The sequence below is a fragment of the Candidatus Microthrix subdominans genome (assembly GCA_016719385.1).
GTDB lineage: Bacteria > Actinomycetota > Acidimicrobiia > Acidimicrobiales > Microtrichaceae > Microthrix > Microthrix subdominans.
In genome coordinates this window covers 118,442-139,079 of the sequence record JADJZA010000008.1, presented here as the reverse complement: position 1 = coordinate 139,079, position 20,638 = coordinate 118,442, and the positions used below count along the sequence as shown (strand labels likewise).

Below are 20,638 nucleotides of genomic sequence, written 5' to 3'. Positions count from 1 at the left end.
GTGAAGGTCGGTCCTGCCAAGTCGCAACGCTCCTTTGGCTCGCCGGCGACGACGCGCGTCCGCCGGCGGATCCTGACGGTGTTCGCCCGATGCGTCGTGCCGGTCGCCCTGCTGGCCGGATGTGGCATCACCCCGGACAGCGAACCCCGAGCATTGCCGCCAGATCTGACCGGCCCGGCCCGGGACCGCAACCCGGAGAACGACCCGGGCAACGTACCCAGCTCGATCTTCATGCAGGCCGGTGAGTCTCGGCGGTTGGTGCCGGTCTCGAGGGAGGTGGCGGCGTTGTCGGTGGAAGACATCGCCAAGGCCACGCTGGTCAAGCCGACGCCGGCCGAGGTCACCGCCGGCATCAGCACCGCCATCCCGCCCAACACCACCCTGCTTTCGGGGTCGGTACGCGCCGACGGCGTCATCGCGATCAACCTGTCCAAGGAGTTCGCCCAGGTGGACGGCTCATCGCGCACGACGGCGGTCGGCCAGATCGTGTTGGGCGTCGGTGCCCAATTTGAACCCGACCGGCAGTTCAGCTTTCTCATCGCCGGGGAGGGCGCACGGATCTCGACCGCAGGGGGCACCAAGAGCCGCGTCACGCCGTGTGACTTCAAAGACGCGTTGGCGGAGGCCGCCCAGCTCGAGTCCGAGGTGCGGGAGCAGACCGACCTGGTTGCGCTGGCCGAGCAGAACAACTCGCTGCGGACGCGGTGCCCCACCCACACCACCGGTTGACCCACCGACCGGCCCGTCAGCTGAAGAACACCTGGGCGACCTCTTCGTACATCTCGAGGTCGCACCCCCGGATCCGACCGGCAACGTCCTCGAGGGGCACCGCCTCAATCACATCCCCCGACAGGCCCACCATCGAGCCCCACTGGCCAGCCGCCGCCAGGTTGGCCGCCGCCACGCCGAAGCGGGTGGCCAGCACGCGGTCGCGCGCCGAGGGCGTGCCACCGCGCACGACATAGCCCAGCGTGGTCGTGCGGCTTTCCACGCCGCTTCGCCGTTCCAGTTCATTGGCCACCCGCACCCCGATACCGCCCAGGCGCTGATGGCCGTACTCGTCCACCTCGTATTCCGGCATCGCCATGGTGCCCTCGATCGGCATGGCGCCTTCAGCGACCACGATGATCGACGCATACCGACCCAGTTGCCGGCGGCGTTCGACGACCGCGATCACCTCGGCGATGTCGAAGGGAACCTCGGGCACCAGGATCATCGCCGCCCCCCCGGCCAACCCGGCGTGGAGGGCGATGTGGCCGACATCGCGCCCCATCACCTCGACCACCATGACCCGCTCGTGGGCCTCCGCCGTCGTGTGCAGCCGGTCGATGGCGTCGGTGGCCACCCCGACCGCCGTGTCGAAGCCGAAGGTGACGTCGGTGCCGGCAACGTCGTTGTCGATCGTCTTGGGAACCCCGACGCACGGGATGCCGTCGGCGGTCAGGTCGCGGGCCGCGCCCAGTGAACCGTTGCCGCCGATGACGATGAAGCCGTCGAGGCCGAGGCGAAACATCGACTCCTTCACGCGCGCGACGCCGTCCTCGAACTGGTAGGGCTGGACCCGAGAGGTACCCAGGATCGTGCCCCCTCGAGGCAAGAGGCCACGGCAGCGCTCGACGGTCAGGGTCTCATAGTCCCCGTCCATCACCCCGCGCCAGGCATCGAAGAACCCGAGCACCTCTGCGTCCATGCCGCGCTCGGCCCGCCTCACCACCGCTCGAATCACCGCGTTCAGGCCCGGGCAATCCCCGCCCGAAGTCAGCATGCCCAGCTTCATCGACCGCAATCCATGTCGTCCATCCGTCCAGTGTGCCAGAGCGGGCCGCTACGATCCGTCGCGTGTCCGTAGTCGTCGCCATCGATGCCGGGACCACCGGGGTGCGGGCATTGGCCGTCGATGCGTCCGCCCACACCGTCGGACTGGCCTACCGGGAGTTCACCCAACATTTTCCCCGGCCGGGCTGGGTGGAGCACGACGCCGCCGAGATCGCCGAGGCGATCCGCGAGGTCTTGTGCGAGTTGGTCGACCAGCTCGACGAGCCGGTGATCGCAGTGGGGATCACCAACCAGCGCGAGACGGTCGTCGCTTGGAGCCGCAGCACCGGCGAGCCGCTGCACCGCGCGATCGTGTGGCAGGACCGACGAACCGCAGACCGCTGCGAACAGCTGGTCGAGCAAGGCCATCTCGAGCTGATCAGGAACCGGACCGGCCTGGTGGCCGACCCGTACTTTTCGGCGTCGAAGCTCGAGTGGATCTTCACCGAGGGCGGTGTGGAACCCACCGCTGACGTGGCCGTGGGGACGATCGATTCCTGGTTGCTGTGGAACCTGACCGGCGGGGCAGTGCACGCCACCGACGACACCAACGCCAGCCGCACGATGCTCTACGACCTGGGCACCGGCGATTGGAGCGACGAGCTCTGCGAGCTGTTCGGGGTGCCCCGCGCCTGCCTGCCCCAGGTCCTGGCATCGTCGGGACGCTTCGGTACCGTCGCCGAGGGTTGGGGGCTGCCCGTCGGCACACCGATCTCCGGGATCGCCGGCGACCAGCAGGCCTCGCTGTTCGGCCAGGCCTGCTTCGAAACCGGCATGACCAAGAACACGTATGGCACCGGCTCGTTCGTGCTGATGAACGTTGGGACCGAGCGACCCGAGCCGGTGGACGGGCTGGTCACCACCGTCGCCTGGTCGCTGCCCGGCGACGGCGGCGCCCGGCAGATCACCTATGCGCTCGAGGGTTCGATCTTTGTGACCGGCGCAGCGATCCAGTGGTTGCGCGATGGCCTGGGGATCATCGACTCGGCACCCGAGGTCAACGTGCTGGCCGAATCGGTGCCCGACACCGATGGTGTCGTGATGGTTCCCGCCTTCACCGGCCTGGGTTCGCCGTGGTGGGACCCCTTCGCACGGGGCATGGTGCTGGGCATCACCCGTGGCACCACCCGCGCCCACTTGGCGCGGGCGGTGATCGAGTCGATCGCCTACCAGACCCGCGATGTGGTCGAGGCGATGACCGCCGCGTCCCACAGCGGCCTGGCCGAGCTGCGCGTGGACGGCGGCGCGTCGTCGTCCAACCTGTTGGTGCGCATCCAGGCCGAGCAGCTTGGCGTCCCGGTGCGCCGCTCCGCCGTCAGAGAGACCACCGCTCAAGGTGCGGCATTTCTCGCCGGGCTGGCCGAGGGGTTCTGGGGCTCCTTCGACGAGGTGGGCAACGCCTGGACCAGTGACGGGACGTTCGGCGACGACGAGGTGGATCGAGGTCGGGCCGACGCTGACTACCAGCGCTGGCTGGAGGCGATCGCCCGCTCCGGTGCCTGGGACCGCCCGCGCCGACCACCCGAAAACGCCGAACCGGCCGTCTGAGCCAGGCTCGACGACAACTCTTGACCCGGCGGTCAAGAGAACTACGGTGGTTGGCCGTGGACCGACGCCTGACCCCCCGCGGCGAGGAACGCCGTTCGCAGCTTCTCGAGGTGGCCACCGCCCGATTCGCCGAGCGCGGGTACCAGGCCACCTCGATCTCCGACATCGTCGGGGCGATGGGCGTTGGCAAGGGCGTCTTCTACTGGTACTTCCAATCCAAGGAAGAGCTGTTCGGCTACATCCTCACCGCCGGCATGACCGAGCTGCGCCGCACCCAACTGGCGGCGGTCTCGCACTCCGACGATCCGCTGGTGCGCATTCCGGCGGCGATACGCGCCTCGGTCCGGTGGTCCGCCGAGCACCGCGAGCTGGCGTCGATGTTCGAGTTTGCTCATCGAGACGCCACCTTCGGGCCGCTCACCTCCCGCCTGCGGGAACTGCTGATCGACGATGCGGTCGCCGAGTTGACGTCGGCGATGGACGCTGGCCGGCTCCCCCGCGGCAACGCCGATGCTCAGGCCCGGGCCATGCTGGCGGTCACCGACGCACTCGCCACTCAGGGCTGGAGTGGTGGGCGGGCGGCCGAGGCGGTCGCCGACGACATCGTGACGTTCTGCCTCGATGGGTTGGGCGCCGCCACATCCGCCGCTGCGCGCTCAGGTACCGCCTGATCCTCCCATCCGATCAGCGCCGCCCCGACGACGCCGGCGAGCGGCCCACCCGGGGCACAGCGCAGGTCGATCCGGCGGTGACTCCACGCCACCGACATCGCCTCCAGGTGTGCGGTGACCGCCGAGGCCAACAGTTCGCCGCTGGCCGACACGCCGCCGCCGAGCACGATCACGTCCGGGTCGATCAGCTGGATCAGGTTGGCCAAGCCGACGGCGACCCACCCGGTCCACCCCTGCCACACCGCCTCGGCATCCGCCTCGCCCGCTCGAAGCCCGGCGACGACGGCCTGACCATCCAACCGGCCGCTGTTCGACCAACGGGCGGCCAGGTCCGGCGCCTCTCCGTCGGCGACGGCCCGCCGGGCCGCCTCGCCCAGGGCCGTGCCGGATGCGACCGCCTCCCAGCAGCCACGCTGCCCACACCGGCAGAGCGGGCCGTCCGCTGCCACCACCATGTGGCCGGGCTCGCCGGCCAGCCCGGCCGCACCCCGCCACAGCGCCCCGTCGAGCACCAGGCCGCCACCGATGCCGGTCCCGAACGTCACCGCCACCAACGCCCGGGCGTCGGGCGCCAACTGTCGCTGGGCTGCAAGTGCGACGACGTTGGCGTCGTTGTCGATGCGCACCGGAAGCCCGGACGCCTCGCGCAGCGGGCCCGCCAGGTCGACGCCCACCACCATCGGCGTGTTGGCCGCCTGCACCGCAATACCGTCCAGGCCGATGTGCCCGGCGATGCCGGCACCCACCGCCACCGGCGGGTGCGGAGACACCGAGCGGAGGTGGGCCACGAGATCGACCAGTGCCCGCACCAGCGCTGCGCTCGAGTCGGGGGTCGGCACCCGCTCCTCGACGACCAACCGGGCCCGACCGTCTGCGTCGAGGGCCACCACCCCGCCGGCCAGCTTTGTTCCTCCCAGATCGAGTCCGATCAGATGGGGGCTCGCTGCGTCCGGGTCAACCGTCCTCACCCGGCAACCGTACCCGGGCTCAGTCGAGCGGCACTCGCCGCAGGCGCCCGCCGGCTGGCTGATCATCCTCCACGGCGTCGTCGTCGCCTGGCTGCCCGCCGGGTTGTTCACCTGGTTGGCCGGTGCCACTGGAACCGCTCGCACCAGCAAAAGTCGACGAGACCTTCTCGGCCCAGTCGCTCACGCCGGCGACGACATCCTGGAGGTGCCGGGGGTCGGCGACCACCTCCTCGGCGGCATCGAGCAGGTGACGCAGCGCATCGATGGCCCCGAGTGCTGCATTCTGCACCTTCTGTGCGGTGTCTGCCGCCTGATCGCTCACCCGGTCATCTTAGAACCTCAACCAACCGACGCTATCGGGGTTTGCCGTCGGGGCGGTCGTCTCGCTGATCGGCCTGGCGACCGCCCGCACCGAGACGCGCGGCCGCGACGTCGTCGTCGAACGCGAGGTTCGCTGACGGTTTCTGGTTACTCGCCCACAGGATCGGGTAACTGAACAAAGACGCCACGACGGCGGCCGGGACCGACCCGGCATGGGCAATCGCTCGACGCAGCGGTCCGACAGACGTGGCCAAACACGGAGGGAAACACCATGGTCATAGGTGGAGGAATTCTCGGAACCATCCTGGTCGTCCTGCTGATCCTGTTTTTGATCAAGCGCGTCTGACCAGAGATTTACGACGATCGCAATGCGGTGACACGCTTCAGGCGTCCCCATCGTCGCGTTCGGCGTCAACGTCAGCATCGAAACGGATCACCAGCGTTCCGTCGCTCAAGGATGCCCCGACGACCGAGCGGCCGTGCAAGGCGTCCGGCAACAAAAGATTGCGCCGGTGGGCGCCGACGGTGAGATGAATCTCCCCGTCGCCCGCCCAGACGTCAACCTCGCCTCGGTCGGCGTTGGGTAGCGGCAGGTGCAGTTCGGGTCCATCGGCCCCGGTGACGACCGACATCGGCTGGCTCGTTCCGAGCACCGCCGTCGGCTCGCGTCCGTCGTAGAGCACCCGCGCCATCTCAGCGAGGGTGCCGGCCCCGATCGGCTCGATCGGTGACATCTCGGCGATCAGCGTGTCGACGCCGCCAAAACCTTCGCGGACCTCGTCGAGGCGTTCCAGCTGGGCCGACCGCCAGCGAGCTGTGAAATCGTCGCTCACGTGCTCGGGCAACAGTCGGTTGACCACGACGGCGTCGGTTGCGTAACCGTGCAGGCCGAGCGCCGTGTGGGTGCGGCGGGTCTCGGCGATGACCACCCGTTCCGGCGTCATCACCAGGCGCACCGACGTCGTGTCGGCCGACAACAGCCGGCGCACGCCGGAGAGCTCGTCGGCCAGACGACGGGTAGCCCCGGCGATCTGGGCGTCGGCGATCGGAAGGTCGCCCAGGCGTCGCACCGTCTCGCTCACCGCCCGCCGCAGCGGCCGCTGTTGTTCGAAACGGTCGAGGTAGAAGCCGAGCACCTCGGGCAGCGTGAGCAATCGCAGGGTCTCGGCGGTTGGAGCGCAATCGACGATCACGGTGTCGAACCGGCCCGAGTCGACCAGGCTGGTCACCTCGGCCAGGGCAAAGAGTTCCTCCAAACCGGGGAGCAACATCAGCTCCTGGGCTTCGAGATCGTCGAGGCCGGCCCATCCGAACGCGCGCCGAACCCAGCCGCCCACCTCGGCCCACGACTCCTCGAGGCGGTCGCGCCCGTTCAGTTGCTGGGCATGACATCCGGGCGTGACCTGCACCGGGACCGACCCGATCCGGCGGCCCAGCACATCGCCGAGCGAGTGGGCGGGGTCCGTGGAGGTCACCACCACCCGCTGTCCCGACTCGGCCGCCAGGATGGCCGACGCGGCGGCCACGGTGGTCTTACCCACGCCGCCCTTGCCCATGAACATGATCACCCGGGTGCCGCTCCCCTGGGCTTCCCGGGCGCTCATCTGGCCAACTCCGGGCGCGGGGGAAAGTCTCCGTAGGCGGCGCCCCACCAGAAGATCAGGCCCACCCCGACCAGCGGGACCAGCGTGCCGAAGTCCAGCTCCAGGCCCTTGGTGGCGATCGCCGGCACCAGCCCGCCGATGATCTGCACCACCAGCGCACCGAACAGCGAGTTGCGCACGCGGCGGGGCGCCACCCCGGTCAGCAGGGCCAGCCGGCCGAGGTCGAGCTGGTCGCGCCGCGACCGTGAGGCGGCGACGACGAACCCGATCGTGCAGATCACCATCCCGGCGAAGAACAACACCAGCGACACGATGAGGGCGGCGATCTCGAAGGGCCCGCCGAAGGCCCAGCCAGCCAGCCCGGTGAGCGTGACGGCGGCGGCCGCCACCCACGACGCCACGATCAGGGCCGAGCCGGGCGTGTCGTCACCGAACCGCTCGTCGAGGCGAGCCTGGGCTGCGGCCTTTCGCTCGGCGGCGCCGGCCTGGGCAGCGGAGCGCTCGTCGGCCAACGTCGGCTGCGTCGACCTGCCCGAGGAGGGGCGGGCGGGCTTCCGAGTCTTCCGGTCGTCCGTGCGGCGGCTCATCGTTGCACCCGGGCTGGAGTGGCCAGCCGGGTCAGCGCGCGATTGAGATCCCGGGCGAGCACGTCGTAGTCGAAGACCCGTTCGGCCCGCAGACGGGCCGCCCGGCCCATCTCGGCGAGCCGCTCCGGTTGGTCGATGAGCGATTCCAGCGCCTCGGCGACCGCCCGTTCGTCGGCGGGCTCGTCGACGATCACCCCGGTCTCGCCGTCCTCCACCGCCTCGTGGCTACCCCCCGACCGGCCGGCCAGTGAGGCCACGCCTGCGGCCGCCGCTTCGAGAAACACGATGCCAAATCCCTCCTGCTCCAGGCCCGCCCAACGGTCGCGGCACAACATGGCAAACAGGTCGGCTGCGCCGTAGTACTCGGCGCGCTCGGCGTCGGTGACCCGGCCGAGCATCCGGACCGAACCGGGACCGGCGGCGGCCAGCCGATCCAGCCGCTTGCGGTCCCGCCCGTCGCCGGCGATCGCCACCGTCAGCTTGCGGCCGCGCCGGGCCAGAAGATGGGCGGCCTCGATCAGCGTGTCGAAACCCTTGCGCGGCACCAGGCGGCTCAGGCCGAACACGAGCGTCGTGTCCTCATCGACACCGAGGCAACGTCTGATCTCCGCCCGTTCTGACGGGGCCAACGGCGTGATGTCGGTCGTGTCCACCCCGGGCGGGATCACCGCGTTGGCCAGCGGCATGCCCGCCGCTCGCTCCGATTCGGCCAGCGGGTATCCGCCGGCGGCGATCACGCCATCGGCGGAGCGCAACACCCGACCCAACAATGCTCGGCTCACCGGCAGGCGACCGGGCACGGTGATCTCCGCCCCATGAGCCACAACCACCCACGGGATGCCGAGGCGACGCGCCACCCGTGGCCCGAGGACGGACAGGGGCAGCACCGGGTCGAGGACCAGCAGCCGGGCATCGACCTGGCGCGCCAGCGCCTCGATGCGGCGGGCCAGGCCGGGGTGCGGCAACAGCACCGGATCCCGGGTGCGCTCGATGCGATGGGGCGCAGCCGCATCGAAGGCGGCCGCCCCTTCGTGGGGCGTCGTCAGGACGGTGACGTCATCGGGGTCGAGACGCCGCCACAGCTCCCACAGGTAACTCTGGATACCACCCACTTTGGGGGGATAGTCGTTGGTGACCAGCAGGTGCTTCACGGGCCACCAGATGTAGCACTCGCGCCATCGGCCTGCGAACGGCGGGACCCAACCGCAACCGGGGTCACCAGCCCAGCGGCGGCGAGTTCGTCGGCGACCGACGGCCGGTCGGCTGCAGCGACCGCCAGGTCCTGGCGGCCCAGGGCCAGCGCTGCCCAGGCGGCGTGGCCGGCCAAAAGCTGCGATTCGTCGGCGAGGTAGCGCTCGAGCACCGCTGCGGTGGCACCGTCGAACCCGTCGCCGGTGTTGCCCAGGATCACCAGCGCGTTGCGGCGCAGGGCGTTCGGGTCACGGCCCGGCAGGTACCAGCGGCCGTAGCGCTCCAGCAGCGTCTCGTCGTCAAGGCGCAGCACCTCGAGCACGTCAACCGTCGGCCCCGGACGCTCGCCATGGGGCAGGTCGCCCAGGCGGCGGCTCGCCAGCCGGCTCGGTGGGCACACCACCGTGCACTCGTCGCAGCCGTACAGGCGGTCGCCCAGCGCCTGGCGATGCTCGCGGGGAAAGTCGCCGGGGGCCTGCACCAGCCAGGCCAGGCACTTGCGGGCGTCCAGTCGTCCGTCGTCGAGGGCTCCGGTCGGGCAGGCCGGCTCGCACACCCGACACGAGCCGCAGCCGTCGGCCACCGACCGGTTTGTGGTGGGAAGGACCGCGTCGGTGACCACCGAGCCCAACACCACCTCGCCGCCCGCCTCGGGGGTGATCAGCCCGGTGTTGCGGCCGATCCACCCCAGGCCGGCGCGCACCGCCGCGGCGCGGTCGACCAGCGCGTTGTCGTCGGCGACGATGTGGGCCCGAAACCCGGCCCGACGCAACTCGTCGGCCACCCGCTCCAACGCAGCTCGCAGCACGGCGTAGTAATCGTCGGTGGCGTATCGGGCCACCCGGGCCTGAAGTGAGAGGGTCCCACGTTGACCGCTGGCGGCAACGTCGCCCGCGCCGGTGACGCCGCCCGAGCGGGCAGTGTCTCCGTCGTCGGCCAGGCGCGGTTGGCGGTACGGCATCGCCCCCACCACCAGGCTGGCTGCGTTGCGCAGCAGGCGCGCCGGTTCGGTCGAACGCTCCGGGTTGCGGTAGGTGAAGGCCATCGTGCCGGCCAGGCCGGCGTCGCGACGGTCGAGGAGTTCTTGGCGCGCCTCCAGAAACGGTTCGGTATCGCAGATGCCCATCGCCACCAGGCCCGCGTCCCGCCCAACCTCGAGCACCCGGTCGGCAAGACCACCCAGGCCGTCGGACGGGGATCCCTCAGCCACCGTCGGCCAACACCGTTCGCAGATCGTCGGGTGACAACAGGTTGGCGCCGTACACAGAGGCGCCGTCGCGCACACGCCGATCGGCGCTGAGCACCGCCACCGGCTGCGACGCGTCGGTCGCCGCCACGGCGTCGATGATGTCGTCGTCGGCCTCCACCCCCGCCTTCGTGAACACCACTCGCACCGGCAGCGGTGTGGTGACCGGGGGCGCTCCGCCACTGTCACCATCGAACACCACGCGTATGTGGGTGCCGCAGGCCTTGGCCAACCGTCCGAGGGCGCGGACCAACGCCTCGCGCTGACCGCCGATATCGAGGTCACCCCAAAGCGCCATCGATGCGTTGTACCCGTCGACCCACAGCACCAGGCCGGGCGTTCGCAGCAGCTCCCGGGTGGCGTCAGGGGAGCCATCGCGCAGGCCGCGTCCCACGCGGACCGGCCGGCGGCGAACGGTCCGGCCGCGACGACCGTTCCGATGTTGCCCTGCGAGCACCGGGGCGGTGCCCGGCTCGCCGTCGCTCGCTTCCGGGCTGGTCGACCCCCGAGGGTCCGAATCGCCCTGCTCCACGCGCCCCGCCGCTTCGGGATCGAGGCGTTCGCCGAGCGCCGCGAGCTCCCGCCCCAGCCGGACCATCGCCTGGGCGGTCTCTGCGGACGCCGACTCGGCGGCCTCCGCCCTCGTCCGCAGCGCCGACAGTTCCTCGGCAACGTCAACCGGACGGGCTGGGGGCGTCGGATCGTCCGGTCCCCCGTCGTCCATGGGCACCTGGGAGCGAATGCGCTCCAGATCGGCGGACAGCGAACGCACCTGGGCGGTGCGGTCAGCCAGACGCCGGCGCTCGTCGGCCAGCTCGCGCACCGCCCGCTGGCGTTCGCCGGTCAGCCGTTCGTTGAGCGCCTCCTGCTCGCGAAGGCGTTCGGCGACCTCCTCGGCCTGGCGTTCCACCTCGCGCAACCGGGTGAACTCGGCCTCGACTCGAGGCACTTCGGCCTCCAACTCGGCCAACCGGGCGCTGAGCGTGACCACCTGTTCGGTCGCCGCCCGATCATCCGCCCTCGCCCGGTCGTCATCGGCCGCCTCTTCCAACGCTCGAACGGCATCGCCGACCGCGTCGCGCCAGCCATCGTCTCGTAGAAGAAACGCAGCGGCTCCGGGGCTCAAGCGGTCGGCATCGATGCGCTCCAGCACCAGGGCACGGAAAGCGTCGTCGCGGTCGAGAACCCGCCGGGCCGCACCCAGCGCCGCGCTTGGACGCTTATGAAACCCGAGCACCGACCGAAGTCCCCGTGGAGGCTGGCGCGGAGGCTTCTCCGCCAGGCCTGCCTCGGCCACGTCCAGCGCTGCCTCCAGGGCAGGCCGCACCACCTGTTCCTCGGCGTCGGAGCCGGCGGTCATCGCCGGCTGCCGTGGTCGGGCTCACTCGGCACGGATGCCTCAGCCGTCCGACGCGTCGACGGTGACGACTCCGGCCGGGCTGGAACACCAGCGACAGCTGACCGACTCGACTTCCTCATCGAGGGTCTCGGTTTGTTCGACGGTGAGATCGCCGCCGACCGAGTAGTGGTGGAACTCCCGGGTTCGGCGGGTGGCGACCACGTCGAAGCGGGTGAGGTTGCCGCAGGTTGTGCAGCGATAACGGGGGTGGGCCGCCGTTGTTGGACCGGTCGTTGAATCGTCACTCGGGTCGTCGTTCACAACCGGTCAGGCTACCGTCCGGCGCAGCCGGTGGCCGATGCGCCCGACGGCCGCCCGGGGTCCATTATTCCAATTGAGTGAACTGCTGTTCGACGAACCTGTGTTCGCCTATGGTGTCCCCGATGCGACGCCCGCCAGCGCCCCCGGTTCAACGGTCGTTCGACGATCTGGGTTCGCCACTCGCCGACGTCACCTTCTGCATCGTCGACCTGGAGACGACGGGCGGACAGGCCGGTGTCGACCTGATCACCGAGGTGGGGGCGGTCAAGGTGCGGGGCGGCGCCTGCCTGGGGACGCTCCAGTCGCTGGTCAACCCGGGTCGGGCCATCCCGACCAACATCACCGTGCTCACCGGCATCACCGACGCCCACGTCGTGCGGGCGCCGCGCATCGAGGCGGTGCTGCCGGCGTTCTTGGAGTTCCTTGGCGACGCGGTGCTCGTCGGCCACAACCTGCGCTTCGACCGCAGCTTCCTCGACGCCGCACTGACCGCCACCGGTCGTGAGCCGCTGACCAACCGAGGCGTCGACACGCTGGCGTTGGCACGTCGTTTGATGCGCAGCGACGTGCCCGACTGCAAGCTGGGCACCCTCGCCCGGGTGCTGCGCCTCCCCCACCAGCCGTCGCACCGGGCGCTCGATGATGCCCTGGCCACCGCCGACCTGCTGCACGTCGAACTCGAACGCGCTGCGTCGTGGGGGGTCACCGGGCTCGACGACCTGATCGCCCTACCCAAGATGGCCGGCCACCCCCAGGCGCCCAAGCTGGCCCTCACCGACCGCCTGCCCCGCTCCCCCGGCGTCTACCTGATGCGCAACGCCCAGAACCGGGTGATCTACGTGGGGAAGGCCACCAACCTGCGCTCGAGGGTGCGCAGCTACTTTTCGACCGACACCCGGCGCAAAGTCGGCCGCCTGCTCGAGGAATGCGTCCGCATCGACCACCGGCGCACCCCCTCCACCCTCGAAGCCGCAGTCTTGGAGATCCGCCTGATCCAGGCGCTCGACCCCCGCTACAACCGCCAGGGACGCCCGGGCAAAGGCGGGTGCTGGCTCACCCTGACCGACGAGCCCTACCCACGCCTCGTGTGTGCTCGAACGCCACCGGCCAACGCTGCCGCGCTGGGCCCGCTGCCGTCGCGCAAGGTGGGCCAACACATCGCCGAGGCGGTCGGCGACGCCGTCCCCCTGCGCCGCTGCACCACCCGCCTCTCGGTGCGCGGAGGTCCCCCCCGCACCACCCCCTGCACCGCCGCCCAGCTCGGGGTCACCTCCTGCCCGTGTTCCGGCCAGGTCGACGACGCCCGCTATGGCGACGCCGTTCGGGCCGCAACGCTGGCGCTCTCCGGTCAGCATCGGGTGGTGGCCACCCCGCTGACCGAGCGCATGGATCGCCTGGCCGCCGAGGAGCGCTTCGAGGAGGCTGCCGCCACCCGGGATCGCCTGGCCGCCTACACCTCGGCGTTGCGGCGCAGCCTGCGCTGCGCGACGCTTCGGGCCCCGTCGCTGATCCGATTCTCCACCCCCGACGGCACCACCGTGGAGCTGGAGTTTGGCGTGGCGGTGCGCTGGTGCGACCCCGACGGCTCGTGGCGCCTCGGCGAGGCCGGGCCAGAGCCCGAACCGCCCACCCAAGCACTCACCAAGGCGCTGGCCGACGAGCTGAGCACGGTGGCGGCGTGGATCGACCGTTACGCCGATCGGTGTCGCCTGGAACATGTCGGTGGCGTGTGGGCCTCAGCCTGGCCGCCGCCACCCGATGTTCGCCCCCGGCCGCAGGGTTGGAATAACCAAAGCCGCGAGACTGCGCGCCGTTCCACCGCCGTAGGCTGACGGGATGAAGGCCTGTAACCAGACGAGCGGACGGGACGACGCGTGAGCGCCGGGACGGTCGTGGCAATCCTGGCGGTGTTCTGGATCGTGCTCATCGTCGGGTCGATCGCAGCGGCGCTGGCCGCCGCTACCCGCCGCAACCGCCCCGTGCCGTCGCGCCGCACGACAGCGCCGGTGTGGTGGTTGGCGGCGCCAACCCCGTCGGCCCACCTGCACCGCCGCGTCGTGCGCTCCTCGCGGGGCGTCCAGCGGGCCCGCGCCATGCGTCGCCGCAAGGGCGCCCCGACCGTGCTCGACGAGATGGCCGCCCGCTTCGAGGACCACGCCGTTGAGCTCGACGACCGCATCGCCCTGGCAACCACGCTCCCCCGGCGCGACCGCCGCAGCGAGCTGATGGCGGTCCATGGCCGGGTTCGGCGCTCGGAGGACGTGGCCGCCGAACTGTGTCGGGCCTACGCCGCCGAGCCGGCCGTACCCGGCGATGGCCACGATCCGCTCGAGCAGGTGGCCGACGACCTGACCGCGCTGATCGAGGCACGTCGCGTCGTCGACGACATCTCGCGCACCGCCCATCCGGGCAGCACACCCAAGACCACCCCGACCGGCGAAGCCGGCACCCCGTCGGCTGCAGAGCAGCCCACGCAGCCCACCGTCGAGGCGCCTGCGCAGCGCGCCCGTCTCCGCCACCGACGCACGCAGCAACCCCAGCCCGGAGCCTGAGCGCGGTGCTGCCCTTGGCCTTTCCTGCAACCTGAGGTGTTGCAATTCCGAAACGTCAACGCAGACCCAGTGGTCACCGTGCACCCTCACCCGGCCCAGCGTCTACTCTCAAAGCTTGGACGAGCAGCAACACGAGCGGTTCGAAGATCCCATCGACGGGACGATTTGGGACGTCGACGCAACGTTCCTGACGTCGAACTGGACCTGCATTTGGGGCAACGGCTGCAAAGGGATTCTGCCAACAGACGCGGAGCATCTGAACCAAGGTTGCTGTTCGCACGGAACCCGGTTCCTCGATGAGGAAGAGTCGATGAACACCGGGGCGTTGGCGATGTTTCTTGAGCCGTCCATGTTCCAGTTCCACGCCGAGGCCCATGAGGGCGGCATCTACGCCGACGATGCTCGCACTCTCACGCGGGTGGTCGACGGTGCCTGCATTTTCCTCAACCGTCCCGGGTTTGAGGGTGGGGAGGGATGTGCGCTTCACCTCGCCGCCATCGCCGCTGGGGAGTCGCCAACCGTCTGGAAGCCATCGGTGTGTTGGCAGTTGCCACTCCGCGCCGAAACCCGCCCCGACGGCACCAAGGTCCTCCGACCGTGGGACCGCAGCGACTGGGACACCGAACACTCCACCATCGCATGGTGCTGCACCGAGGAACCCGAGCCCTTCGTCGGCGAAACAACGGTGATCCATTCACTCGCCGAAGAATTGACCGCGTTGGTGGGACCAGAGGTCTACGTCCAGATAAGGGACAGGCTCGGTCAGTAACCGTCAGGCTTGGTGACGCCCCTCGGCGGGGAATTACGGCGGCAGCAGCGGCAACCCGGAGCCTGAGCGCAACTCAGACTACAACCATGTGAGATGGGTCACTTGGCTTTGCTCTTGGCGTCCTGGCTTCCTACCTTCGAGGGCGTCGCCTCATGTACGACCCCCCGCACCGAGGCACACGACCCCCAGGTGGTGAGCAGGTATCTCTTCCCCAAGTCCAACACCCGCCGACTCGATCACGATTCGGCATCCCGTGCGATCCGATGCGCAGGACATGTGGGCTCTGGCCGAGATCAGCGTTGACCCCAACTCGCCGTACGCCTACCTCATGCTGGGCGAGTTTTTCTCCGACACCTGCGCCGTCGCGGTCTTCGATGACCAGCTGATCGGTTTCGTCACGGGCTTCAGGCTTCCGACTGACCCCGAGACGCTCTTCATCTGGCAGATCGCAGTAGCCGACTCCGCCCGCGGCAGCGGCCTTGGTGGACGCCTGCTCGACGAGGTGGCCAATCGCCCCTCCCCTCCCCGGATCCGGCACCTGGCCGCCACCGTCACCCCGGACAACGAGGCTTCCGACCGACTGTTCCGGGCCTCCGCCGACCGCTGGGGCGCCGCGTGCGAGGTCGAAGAGCTCTTCGAAGACGGCGACTTTCCGCCCGGCGATCACGCGCCGGAACTCCGCTACCGCATCGGGCCGCTCTAACCAGGCCCGCCCGGGGTGGGCGCACGCCAGCGCCTCCCCGTGGTGTGCATGCGACGGGGTTCATCGTCGCATCCGATGTTCGGGCTTCTGCGGGCCCTGGACATCGACGAAGTATCCGGCCCGCTCCCAACAACTCCCCAAGCAGGTGATTCCAATCATGAGTATCTCCGAACCCACAATTCAACCGACCAACGGTTCCGATTCCGCCACGGCGATGACCAACGGTGCCGCTTCCGGCGCTGCGACGCCCGGCATCTACGACCGGCGCGAGTCTGAGGTGCGTTCCTATTGCCGTTCCTGGCCGACCGAGTTCGTCTCCGCAACGGGATCCACGCAGACCGACACCGCAGGTCGCACCTACATCGACTTCTTCGCCGGCGCCGGTGCCCTCAGCTACGGCCACAACCACCCGGTGATCAAGGAGGCACTGATCGAGTTCCTGGCGGGAGACGGGGTGATGCACAGCCTCGATACGCACACGACGACCAAACGCACGTTCCTCGAGACCTTCGAGCGGCTGGTCCTTGAGCCCCGCGGTCTCGACTACAAGGTGATGTTCCCCGGCCCGACCGGAACCAACGCCGTCGAGTCGGCGCTGAAGCTGGCCCGAAAGGCCACCGGCCGCGACTCGATCATCAGCTTCACCAACGCCTTCCACGGCATGACGCTGGGGTCGCTGGCCATCACGGGCAACGCAGTCAAGCGAAGCGGTGCAGGCGTGCCGCTGACCAACACGGTCGCCATGCCGTTCGACTCCTACGTCACCGACGACTCGGTCGACACGATTGCGTTTCTCGACCAGTACCTGACCGACGGCGGCAGCGGCGTCGGCCTTCCGGCCGCCTGCATCCTCGAGACCGTTCAGGCCGAGGGCGGCATCAACCCCGCATCGGTCCGCTGGATCCAGCGCCTGGCCGAGCTGTGCCGCGAGCACGGCATCCTGTTGATCATCGACGACATCCAGGTGGGCTGCGGCCGCACCGGCCCCTTCTTCTCCTGGGAGGAGATGGGCATCGAGCCCGACATCGTCTGCTTGTCCAAGTCGATCAGCGGCTCGGGCCTGCCCCTGGCCCTCGTGCTCATCAAGCCCCGCTACGACGTGTGGGAGCCGGGCGAGCACAACGGCACGTTCCGGGGCAACAACTCCGCCTTCGTCACCGGCACCGCCGCCCTCGAACACTTCTGGGCCGACGACGAGCTGACCAAGCAGGTCGACGCCAAGGCAGCATTGGTCACCAAACACCTCGAGGCGCTGGCCGAGGCTCACCCCGGCGTGTTCGAGGACGTGCGTGGCCGTGGCCTGATCCAGGGCATCGAGTGCCTCGACCCCGAGATGGCCGGCCGCATCGCCGCAGAGGCCTTCGACCGGGGCCTGCTGATCGAGACCGCCGGCTTCAACAGCCAGGTCGTCAAGATCCTGCCCCCGCTCGTCATTGCGACCGAACTACTCGAAGCGGGCCTGCACATCCTCGAGGCGTCGGTCGAGGCTGTCGTCGACGCCGAGAGTGCCGAGCTGCTCACCCGCGACCCACAGACGATTGGAGACCGCTCATGATCGTTCGCAACCTCGCCGACCTGGAGAACACCGAACGCGACGTGCGGGCCGACACCTGGAAGTCGCGCCGCCTGTTGCTCGCCGACGACAAGATGGGCTTCTCGCTGCACGACACTGTGCTGTACGCCGGCACCGAGACCGAGATGGAGTACCAGAATCACTTCGAGGCCGTGTACTGCATCGAGGGCAAGGCGACGATCGAGAACTGCGCCACGGGCGAGGTTCACGAGATCACCCCCGGTGTGATGTACGCCCTCGATCAGCACGACCGCCACATCGTGCGGGTGATCGAGGACTTTCGGGTGGTGTGCGCCTTCAACCCTCCGTGCACCGGCGCCGAGACCCACGACGAGAACGGCGTCTACCCGCTGCTCACCGTCGACTGAGAAGTCGACAAGGACCCCGTGCTGTGGGGCGAGCCGACCCACGGCCTCGGCCCGCTGAGCGCCGAGCAGCTGCAGCGCTTCGACGCCGACGGGTTCGTCGTCATCGAGGATGTCATCGGCCCGGCAACGATCACCGCCTGCCTGGCCGAGCTGGCCGATTCTGAGGCCGACCCTCGCCGGACGACAACCACCGCACGTCGCTGAAACGTCAGACGTACGGGGTCCCGCAGAACGACGACCTGGCATGGCTCACCGAACGCGGCCGCCTGGACGTGTTCGAGGGCGACCCGGGGTCGGTCGTGTTCTTCGACTGCAACGTGATGCACGGCTCACCGGACAACATCACCCCGGCGCCGCGCACCAACGCGTTCTTCTGTTACAACGCCGTCGACAACGCGCTTGTCGAGCCCTTCGGCGGCACCGCGCCCCGCCCGAACCACATCGCCTCGAGAGCGTTCGCTACGGCGTAGCGAGCGACCGCTACCCTGACCTCCGCTGATCGCTCAGGCGGGGAGAACACCACATGAACGTGTTCCGCTGGGATCGGGCGCAGCGCGACGTGATCCGAGGTGGCATCGCTTGGAACTGGCGATTCGCTGGGTTCGGCGCGGCGATGGGACTGGTTGCAGTCGTCATGGTCTTCGCCGGAGAGGTCCTCACCGGCACGTACCTACTGATCGGATCCGTTCCTGCGGCGGTTGTCGGGCTTGCGCCGCAACGCGACGCCAGAAGGCCGGTACTCATCGTTGGGGTCCTCTTCGGAGTCTCCATACTGCTCGGCTCGATCCTGGCGGTGTGGGTACCGCTCGCTGTCGTCGGCATGTTCGTCGTTGGGTACCTGGCAGCCCAGGTTGCGGCGTGGAAGCCGGCGGGGGTTGTGGCCCTCAGCGTGATCCTGCCGCTGACGGCGATTGGGCTGACCTATCAGGGGATCGCAGACTCGGCGAAGGTCGCCGGTCTCATGATTCTGGGAGCGATCGGTTCATACATCTGGGCCCTGGTTCTGCCCGAATACGAAGGCGACGTCCCTCAACAGCCACAGATGACACCGGCTGAGGCCAAGCGCTACGGCCTGGTCCTCGGGGTTGCGGGAGCTGTGTCGACGCTGGTCGCCTTCGCTCTCGATGTCGACTTCGTCGGCTGGCTGGTGGGGTCGACCCTGCTGGTGATCAGGCCAACCTGGGACCTGCTGAGCGCCCGAGGCATCGGTCGTGTCATCTCGGTGATCGTGGGCGGGGTGGCGGCGGCGCTCCTCCTTCTTGCAGACCTGCCCACTCCGGCGATCGCCATCGTGCTCTGGTTGGTGCTCGTGACGATGGCGGCGACGTCGGCAAGCCGCTGGTACGTCACGCCGGCATTCACGTCGTTCTTGATCCTGTGGGCGCTCCTCTATGGCCAAGCCGAACGCAACGGCGTGAAGGTCAAGCTCGACGAGCGGGTCGTGGACACGGTGATCGGAGTGGCGGTGGCGTATCTCGTGTCCGGGGCGTTCTGGCTGTGGGGCCGCGGCGCTGCGAACCGACGGCACGACGTGTCATAGAAGGCCCGACGCACCACGGGCCTGCGGCTCGAAGCCCGGCTCACACAAACCCAGCACCGCCAGTAGGGTCCCCGTCTTGATCAAGGAGGATGCCTCATGAGCGAGCCCGGGTTGGACCCGTCCGAGTTTCTGAACCCAGATGTGATCCCCCCGGACGTGGAACTCGCCGAGCTGGGCAAGGACGTCGGTGCTGCCGCCGACACCGCGTTGGAGGACATCAACCCGGCGAACCCCCACCTGTTCACGTCTGAGTTGTGGCGCGATCACTTTGCGCGGCTGCGGGCCGAAGACCCGGTTCACTTCAACGAGATCGAATCTGCGGGTCGCTACTGGTCGATCATGAACTACGACGACGTCCGGGCCATCGATGGCGACTGGGAGAACTTCTCGTCGGCGAAGGGCATGACGCTGGGGCTTCGCCCGACCCCCGAGAACAATTCGATGTTCCAACGGATCACGCCGTTTATCTCGATGGACCCCCCAGAGCACACCGCACAACGCAAGACGGTGCGATCGATTGGGGCACCGGGCAGCGTCCGCAATCGTGAATCGCTGGTACGCGAGCGCACCGTGAAGGTGTTGGAGTCGCTTCCCGACGGCGAGACGTTTGATTGGGTCGAGACGGTGTCGGTCGAGCTAACGACGCTGCTGTTGGCCACGCTCTTCGACTTCCCCATGGAGGATCGACGCAAGCTCACCCGTTGGTCCGACGTCGTCTTTGCGGTCCCCCGACCGGGCGGCGTGGTCGAGACCCGCCTACAGAAGATGGAAGAGCTGCTCGAGTGCCTGGCCTACTTCGAGCGTTTGTGGGTCGAACGGCTTGAGAACCCCGGCTCGGACCTGGTGTCGATGCTCGCCCACGGCGAGGCCACCAAAAACATGGAACCGCTGGATCACCTGGGCAACCTGCTGCTCCTCATCGTCGGCGGCAACGACACGACCCGCAACACGATGACGTCCAGCGTGTACGGCCTCAACAAGTATCCCGATCAGTACGACAAGCTGATCGCCGATCCGGGCCTCATCTCCAACCTGGTGCCCGAGATTATTCGCTGGCAGACCCCGTTGTCCTACATGCGTCGCACCGCCAACAACGACTGCGAGATCGGCGGCAAGCAGATCCGCAAGAACGACCAGATCCTGATGTGGTACCTGTCGGCGAACCGCGACGAGACCGTGTTCGACAATGCGGATGCGATCGATCTCGAGCGACACAATGCGGATCGGCACCTTTCATTCGGCTACGGCATCCACTTCTGCATGGGCAGCCGGCTCGCCGAGATGCAGCTTCGGGTGCTGTGGGAGGAGGTGCTCCAGCGATTCGAGCGCATCGAGGTTCAGGCTGAGCCGGAGCGGACCTTTTCGGCCTTTGTCCACGGCTACACCAACCTGCCGGTGAAGGTCACCCGCCGCTGAGCTCCGCAGCGGCGGCCATCATTTCGGACTCGTCCATAACGCTTGCCGACCAGGGGGGGGGGGGTGTGGCTCCTCCCTTTCCGCCGGCCCCCCCCGGCCACGGCGC

22 protein-coding genes are annotated in these 20,638 nt (G+C 69.1%); 13 read left to right on the top strand and 9 right to left on the bottom strand.

The window, feature by feature from the left end; genetic code table 11:
• On the top strand, nt 1–729 hold the full coding sequence (locus IPN02_15080; protein MBK9298125.1) for a GerMN domain-containing protein: 729 nt from the start codon (nt 1–3) through the stop codon (nt 727–729).
• A gap of 16 nt (nt 730–745) precedes the next feature.
• Here the strand turns inward: IPN02_15080 and IPN02_15075 are convergent, their stop codons facing one another.
• Complete coding sequence (locus tag IPN02_15075; protein MBK9298124.1) at nt 746–1,777, bottom strand: ATP-dependent 6-phosphofructokinase; 1,032 nt, start codon at nt 1,775–1,777, stop codon at nt 746–748.
• Between the two features lie 62 nt (nt 1,778–1,839).
• Between IPN02_15075 and glpK the strand changes: the two genes are divergently transcribed.
• Nucleotides 1,840–3,363 carry a glycerol kinase GlpK gene (gene glpK, locus IPN02_15070; protein ID MBK9298123.1) on the top strand — a complete coding sequence of 508 codons (1,524 nt, stop codon included), beginning with the start codon at nt 1,840–1,842 and terminating at the stop codon, nt 3,361–3,363.
• A gap of 56 nt (nt 3,364–3,419) precedes the next feature.
• Nucleotides 3,420–4,034, top strand: a complete 615-nt coding sequence (locus IPN02_15065; protein MBK9298122.1) for a TetR/AcrR family transcriptional regulator — start codon at nt 3,420–3,422, stop codon at nt 4,032–4,034.
• On the opposite strand, the gene IPN02_15060 is transcribed toward IPN02_15065, so the two are convergent.
• The 8 genes from IPN02_15060 to IPN02_15025 all read right to left on the bottom strand — a co-directional run bounded on the left by IPN02_15060 (nt 3,920) and on the right by IPN02_15025 (nt 11,611).
• On the bottom strand, nt 3,920–5,002 hold the full coding sequence (locus tag IPN02_15060) for an ROK family protein (protein MBK9298121.1): 1,083 nt from the start codon (nt 5,000–5,002) through the stop codon (nt 3,920–3,922). The genes IPN02_15065 and IPN02_15060 overlap by 115 nt on opposite strands.
• A gap of 19 nt (nt 5,003–5,021) precedes the next feature.
• Complete coding sequence (locus IPN02_15055) at nt 5,022–5,324, bottom strand: hypothetical protein (protein MBK9298120.1); 303 nt, start codon at nt 5,322–5,324, stop codon at nt 5,022–5,024.
• A gap of 382 nt (nt 5,325–5,706) precedes the next feature.
• Nucleotides 5,707–6,927, bottom strand: a complete 1,221-nt coding sequence (locus IPN02_15050) for an ArsA family ATPase (protein MBK9298119.1) — start codon at nt 6,925–6,927, stop codon at nt 5,707–5,709.
• Nucleotides 6,924–7,514 carry a hypothetical protein gene (locus tag IPN02_15045; GenBank protein ID MBK9298118.1) on the bottom strand — a complete coding sequence of 197 codons (591 nt, stop codon included), beginning with the start codon at nt 7,512–7,514 and terminating at the stop codon, nt 6,924–6,926. Before IPN02_15045 ends, IPN02_15050 begins: the two co-directional genes overlap by 4 nt.
• Nucleotides 7,511–8,665: a glycosyltransferase family 4 protein gene (locus IPN02_15040; protein MBK9298117.1), complete on the bottom strand. Its 1,155-nt coding sequence runs from the start codon at nt 8,663–8,665 to the stop codon at nt 7,511–7,513. Before IPN02_15040 ends, IPN02_15045 begins: the two co-directional genes overlap by 4 nt.
• Nucleotides 8,662–9,915: a DUF1730 domain-containing protein gene (locus IPN02_15035; GenBank protein MBK9298116.1), complete on the bottom strand. Its 1,254-nt coding sequence runs from the start codon at nt 9,913–9,915 to the stop codon at nt 8,662–8,664. The genes IPN02_15040 and IPN02_15035 overlap by 4 nt, the downstream gene beginning before the upstream one ends.
• Complete coding sequence (locus tag IPN02_15030; protein ID MBK9298115.1) at nt 9,908–11,311, bottom strand: NYN domain-containing protein; 1,404 nt, start codon at nt 11,309–11,311, stop codon at nt 9,908–9,910. The genes IPN02_15035 and IPN02_15030 overlap by 8 nt, the downstream gene beginning before the upstream one ends.
• A 39-nt stretch (nt 11,312–11,350) precedes the next feature.
• The gene (locus IPN02_15025) at nt 11,351–11,611 is read right to left on the bottom strand and encodes a hypothetical protein (GenBank protein MBK9298114.1); all 261 of its coding nucleotides are present in this window, start codon (nt 11,609–11,611) and stop codon (nt 11,351–11,353) included.
• A 122-nt stretch (nt 11,612–11,733) separates the two neighbouring features.
• On the opposite strand from IPN02_15025, the gene IPN02_15020 reads away from it, so the two are divergent.
• The 10 genes from IPN02_15020 (at nt 11,734) to IPN02_14975 (ending at nt 20,532) form a co-directional block, all read left to right on the top strand.
• The gene (locus IPN02_15020; GenBank protein ID MBK9298113.1) at nt 11,734–13,443 is read left to right on the top strand and encodes a DEDD exonuclease domain-containing protein; all 1,710 of its coding nucleotides are present in this window, start codon (nt 11,734–11,736) and stop codon (nt 13,441–13,443) included.
• Nucleotides 13,444–13,485: 42 nt separating this feature from the next.
• Nucleotides 13,486–14,163 (top strand): hypothetical protein, encoded by a 678-nt coding sequence (locus IPN02_15015; GenBank protein ID MBK9298112.1) that lies wholly within the window; start codon nt 13,486–13,488, stop codon nt 14,161–14,163.
• Between the two features lie 310 nt (nt 14,164–14,473).
• A complete protein-coding gene (locus IPN02_15010) occupies nt 14,474–14,932 on the top strand; it encodes a hypothetical protein (protein ID MBK9298111.1) in 459 nt (152 codons plus the stop codon).
• Nucleotides 14,933–15,185: 253 nt separating this feature from the next.
• Nucleotides 15,186–15,635 carry a diaminobutyrate acetyltransferase gene (gene ectA, locus IPN02_15005; protein ID MBK9298110.1) on the top strand — a complete coding sequence of 150 codons (450 nt, stop codon included), beginning with the start codon at nt 15,186–15,188 and terminating at the stop codon, nt 15,633–15,635.
• 214 nt (nt 15,636–15,849) lie between these two features.
• Nucleotides 15,850–17,190 (top strand): diaminobutyrate--2-oxoglutarate transaminase, encoded by a 1,341-nt coding sequence (gene ectB, locus IPN02_15000; protein MBK9298109.1) that lies wholly within the window; start codon nt 15,850–15,852, stop codon nt 17,188–17,190.
• On the top strand, nt 17,187–17,576 hold the full coding sequence (locus IPN02_14995; protein ID MBK9298108.1) for an ectoine synthase: 390 nt from the start codon (nt 17,187–17,189) through the stop codon (nt 17,574–17,576). Before ectB ends, IPN02_14995 begins: the two co-directional genes overlap by 4 nt.
• Nucleotides 17,577–17,594: 18 nt before the next feature.
• Nucleotides 17,595–17,780: a hypothetical protein gene (locus IPN02_14990; protein ID MBK9298107.1), complete on the top strand. Its 186-nt coding sequence runs from the start codon at nt 17,595–17,597 to the stop codon at nt 17,778–17,780.
• Complete coding sequence (locus IPN02_14985) at nt 17,777–18,046, top strand: phytanoyl-CoA dioxygenase family protein (protein ID MBK9298106.1); 270 nt, start codon at nt 17,777–17,779, stop codon at nt 18,044–18,046. The genes IPN02_14990 and IPN02_14985 overlap by 4 nt, the downstream gene beginning before the upstream one ends.
• Nucleotides 18,047–18,099: 53 nt before the next feature.
• Nucleotides 18,100–19,116, top strand: coding sequence for an FUSC family protein (locus tag IPN02_14980; protein MBK9298105.1), 1,017 nt, complete (start codon nt 18,100–18,102; stop codon nt 19,114–19,116).
• A gap of 96 nt (nt 19,117–19,212) precedes the next feature.
• Nucleotides 19,213–20,532 (top strand): cytochrome P450, encoded by a 1,320-nt coding sequence (locus IPN02_14975; GenBank protein ID MBK9298104.1) that lies wholly within the window; start codon nt 19,213–19,215, stop codon nt 20,530–20,532.
• Nucleotides 20,533–20,638: the final 106 nt, after the last annotated feature.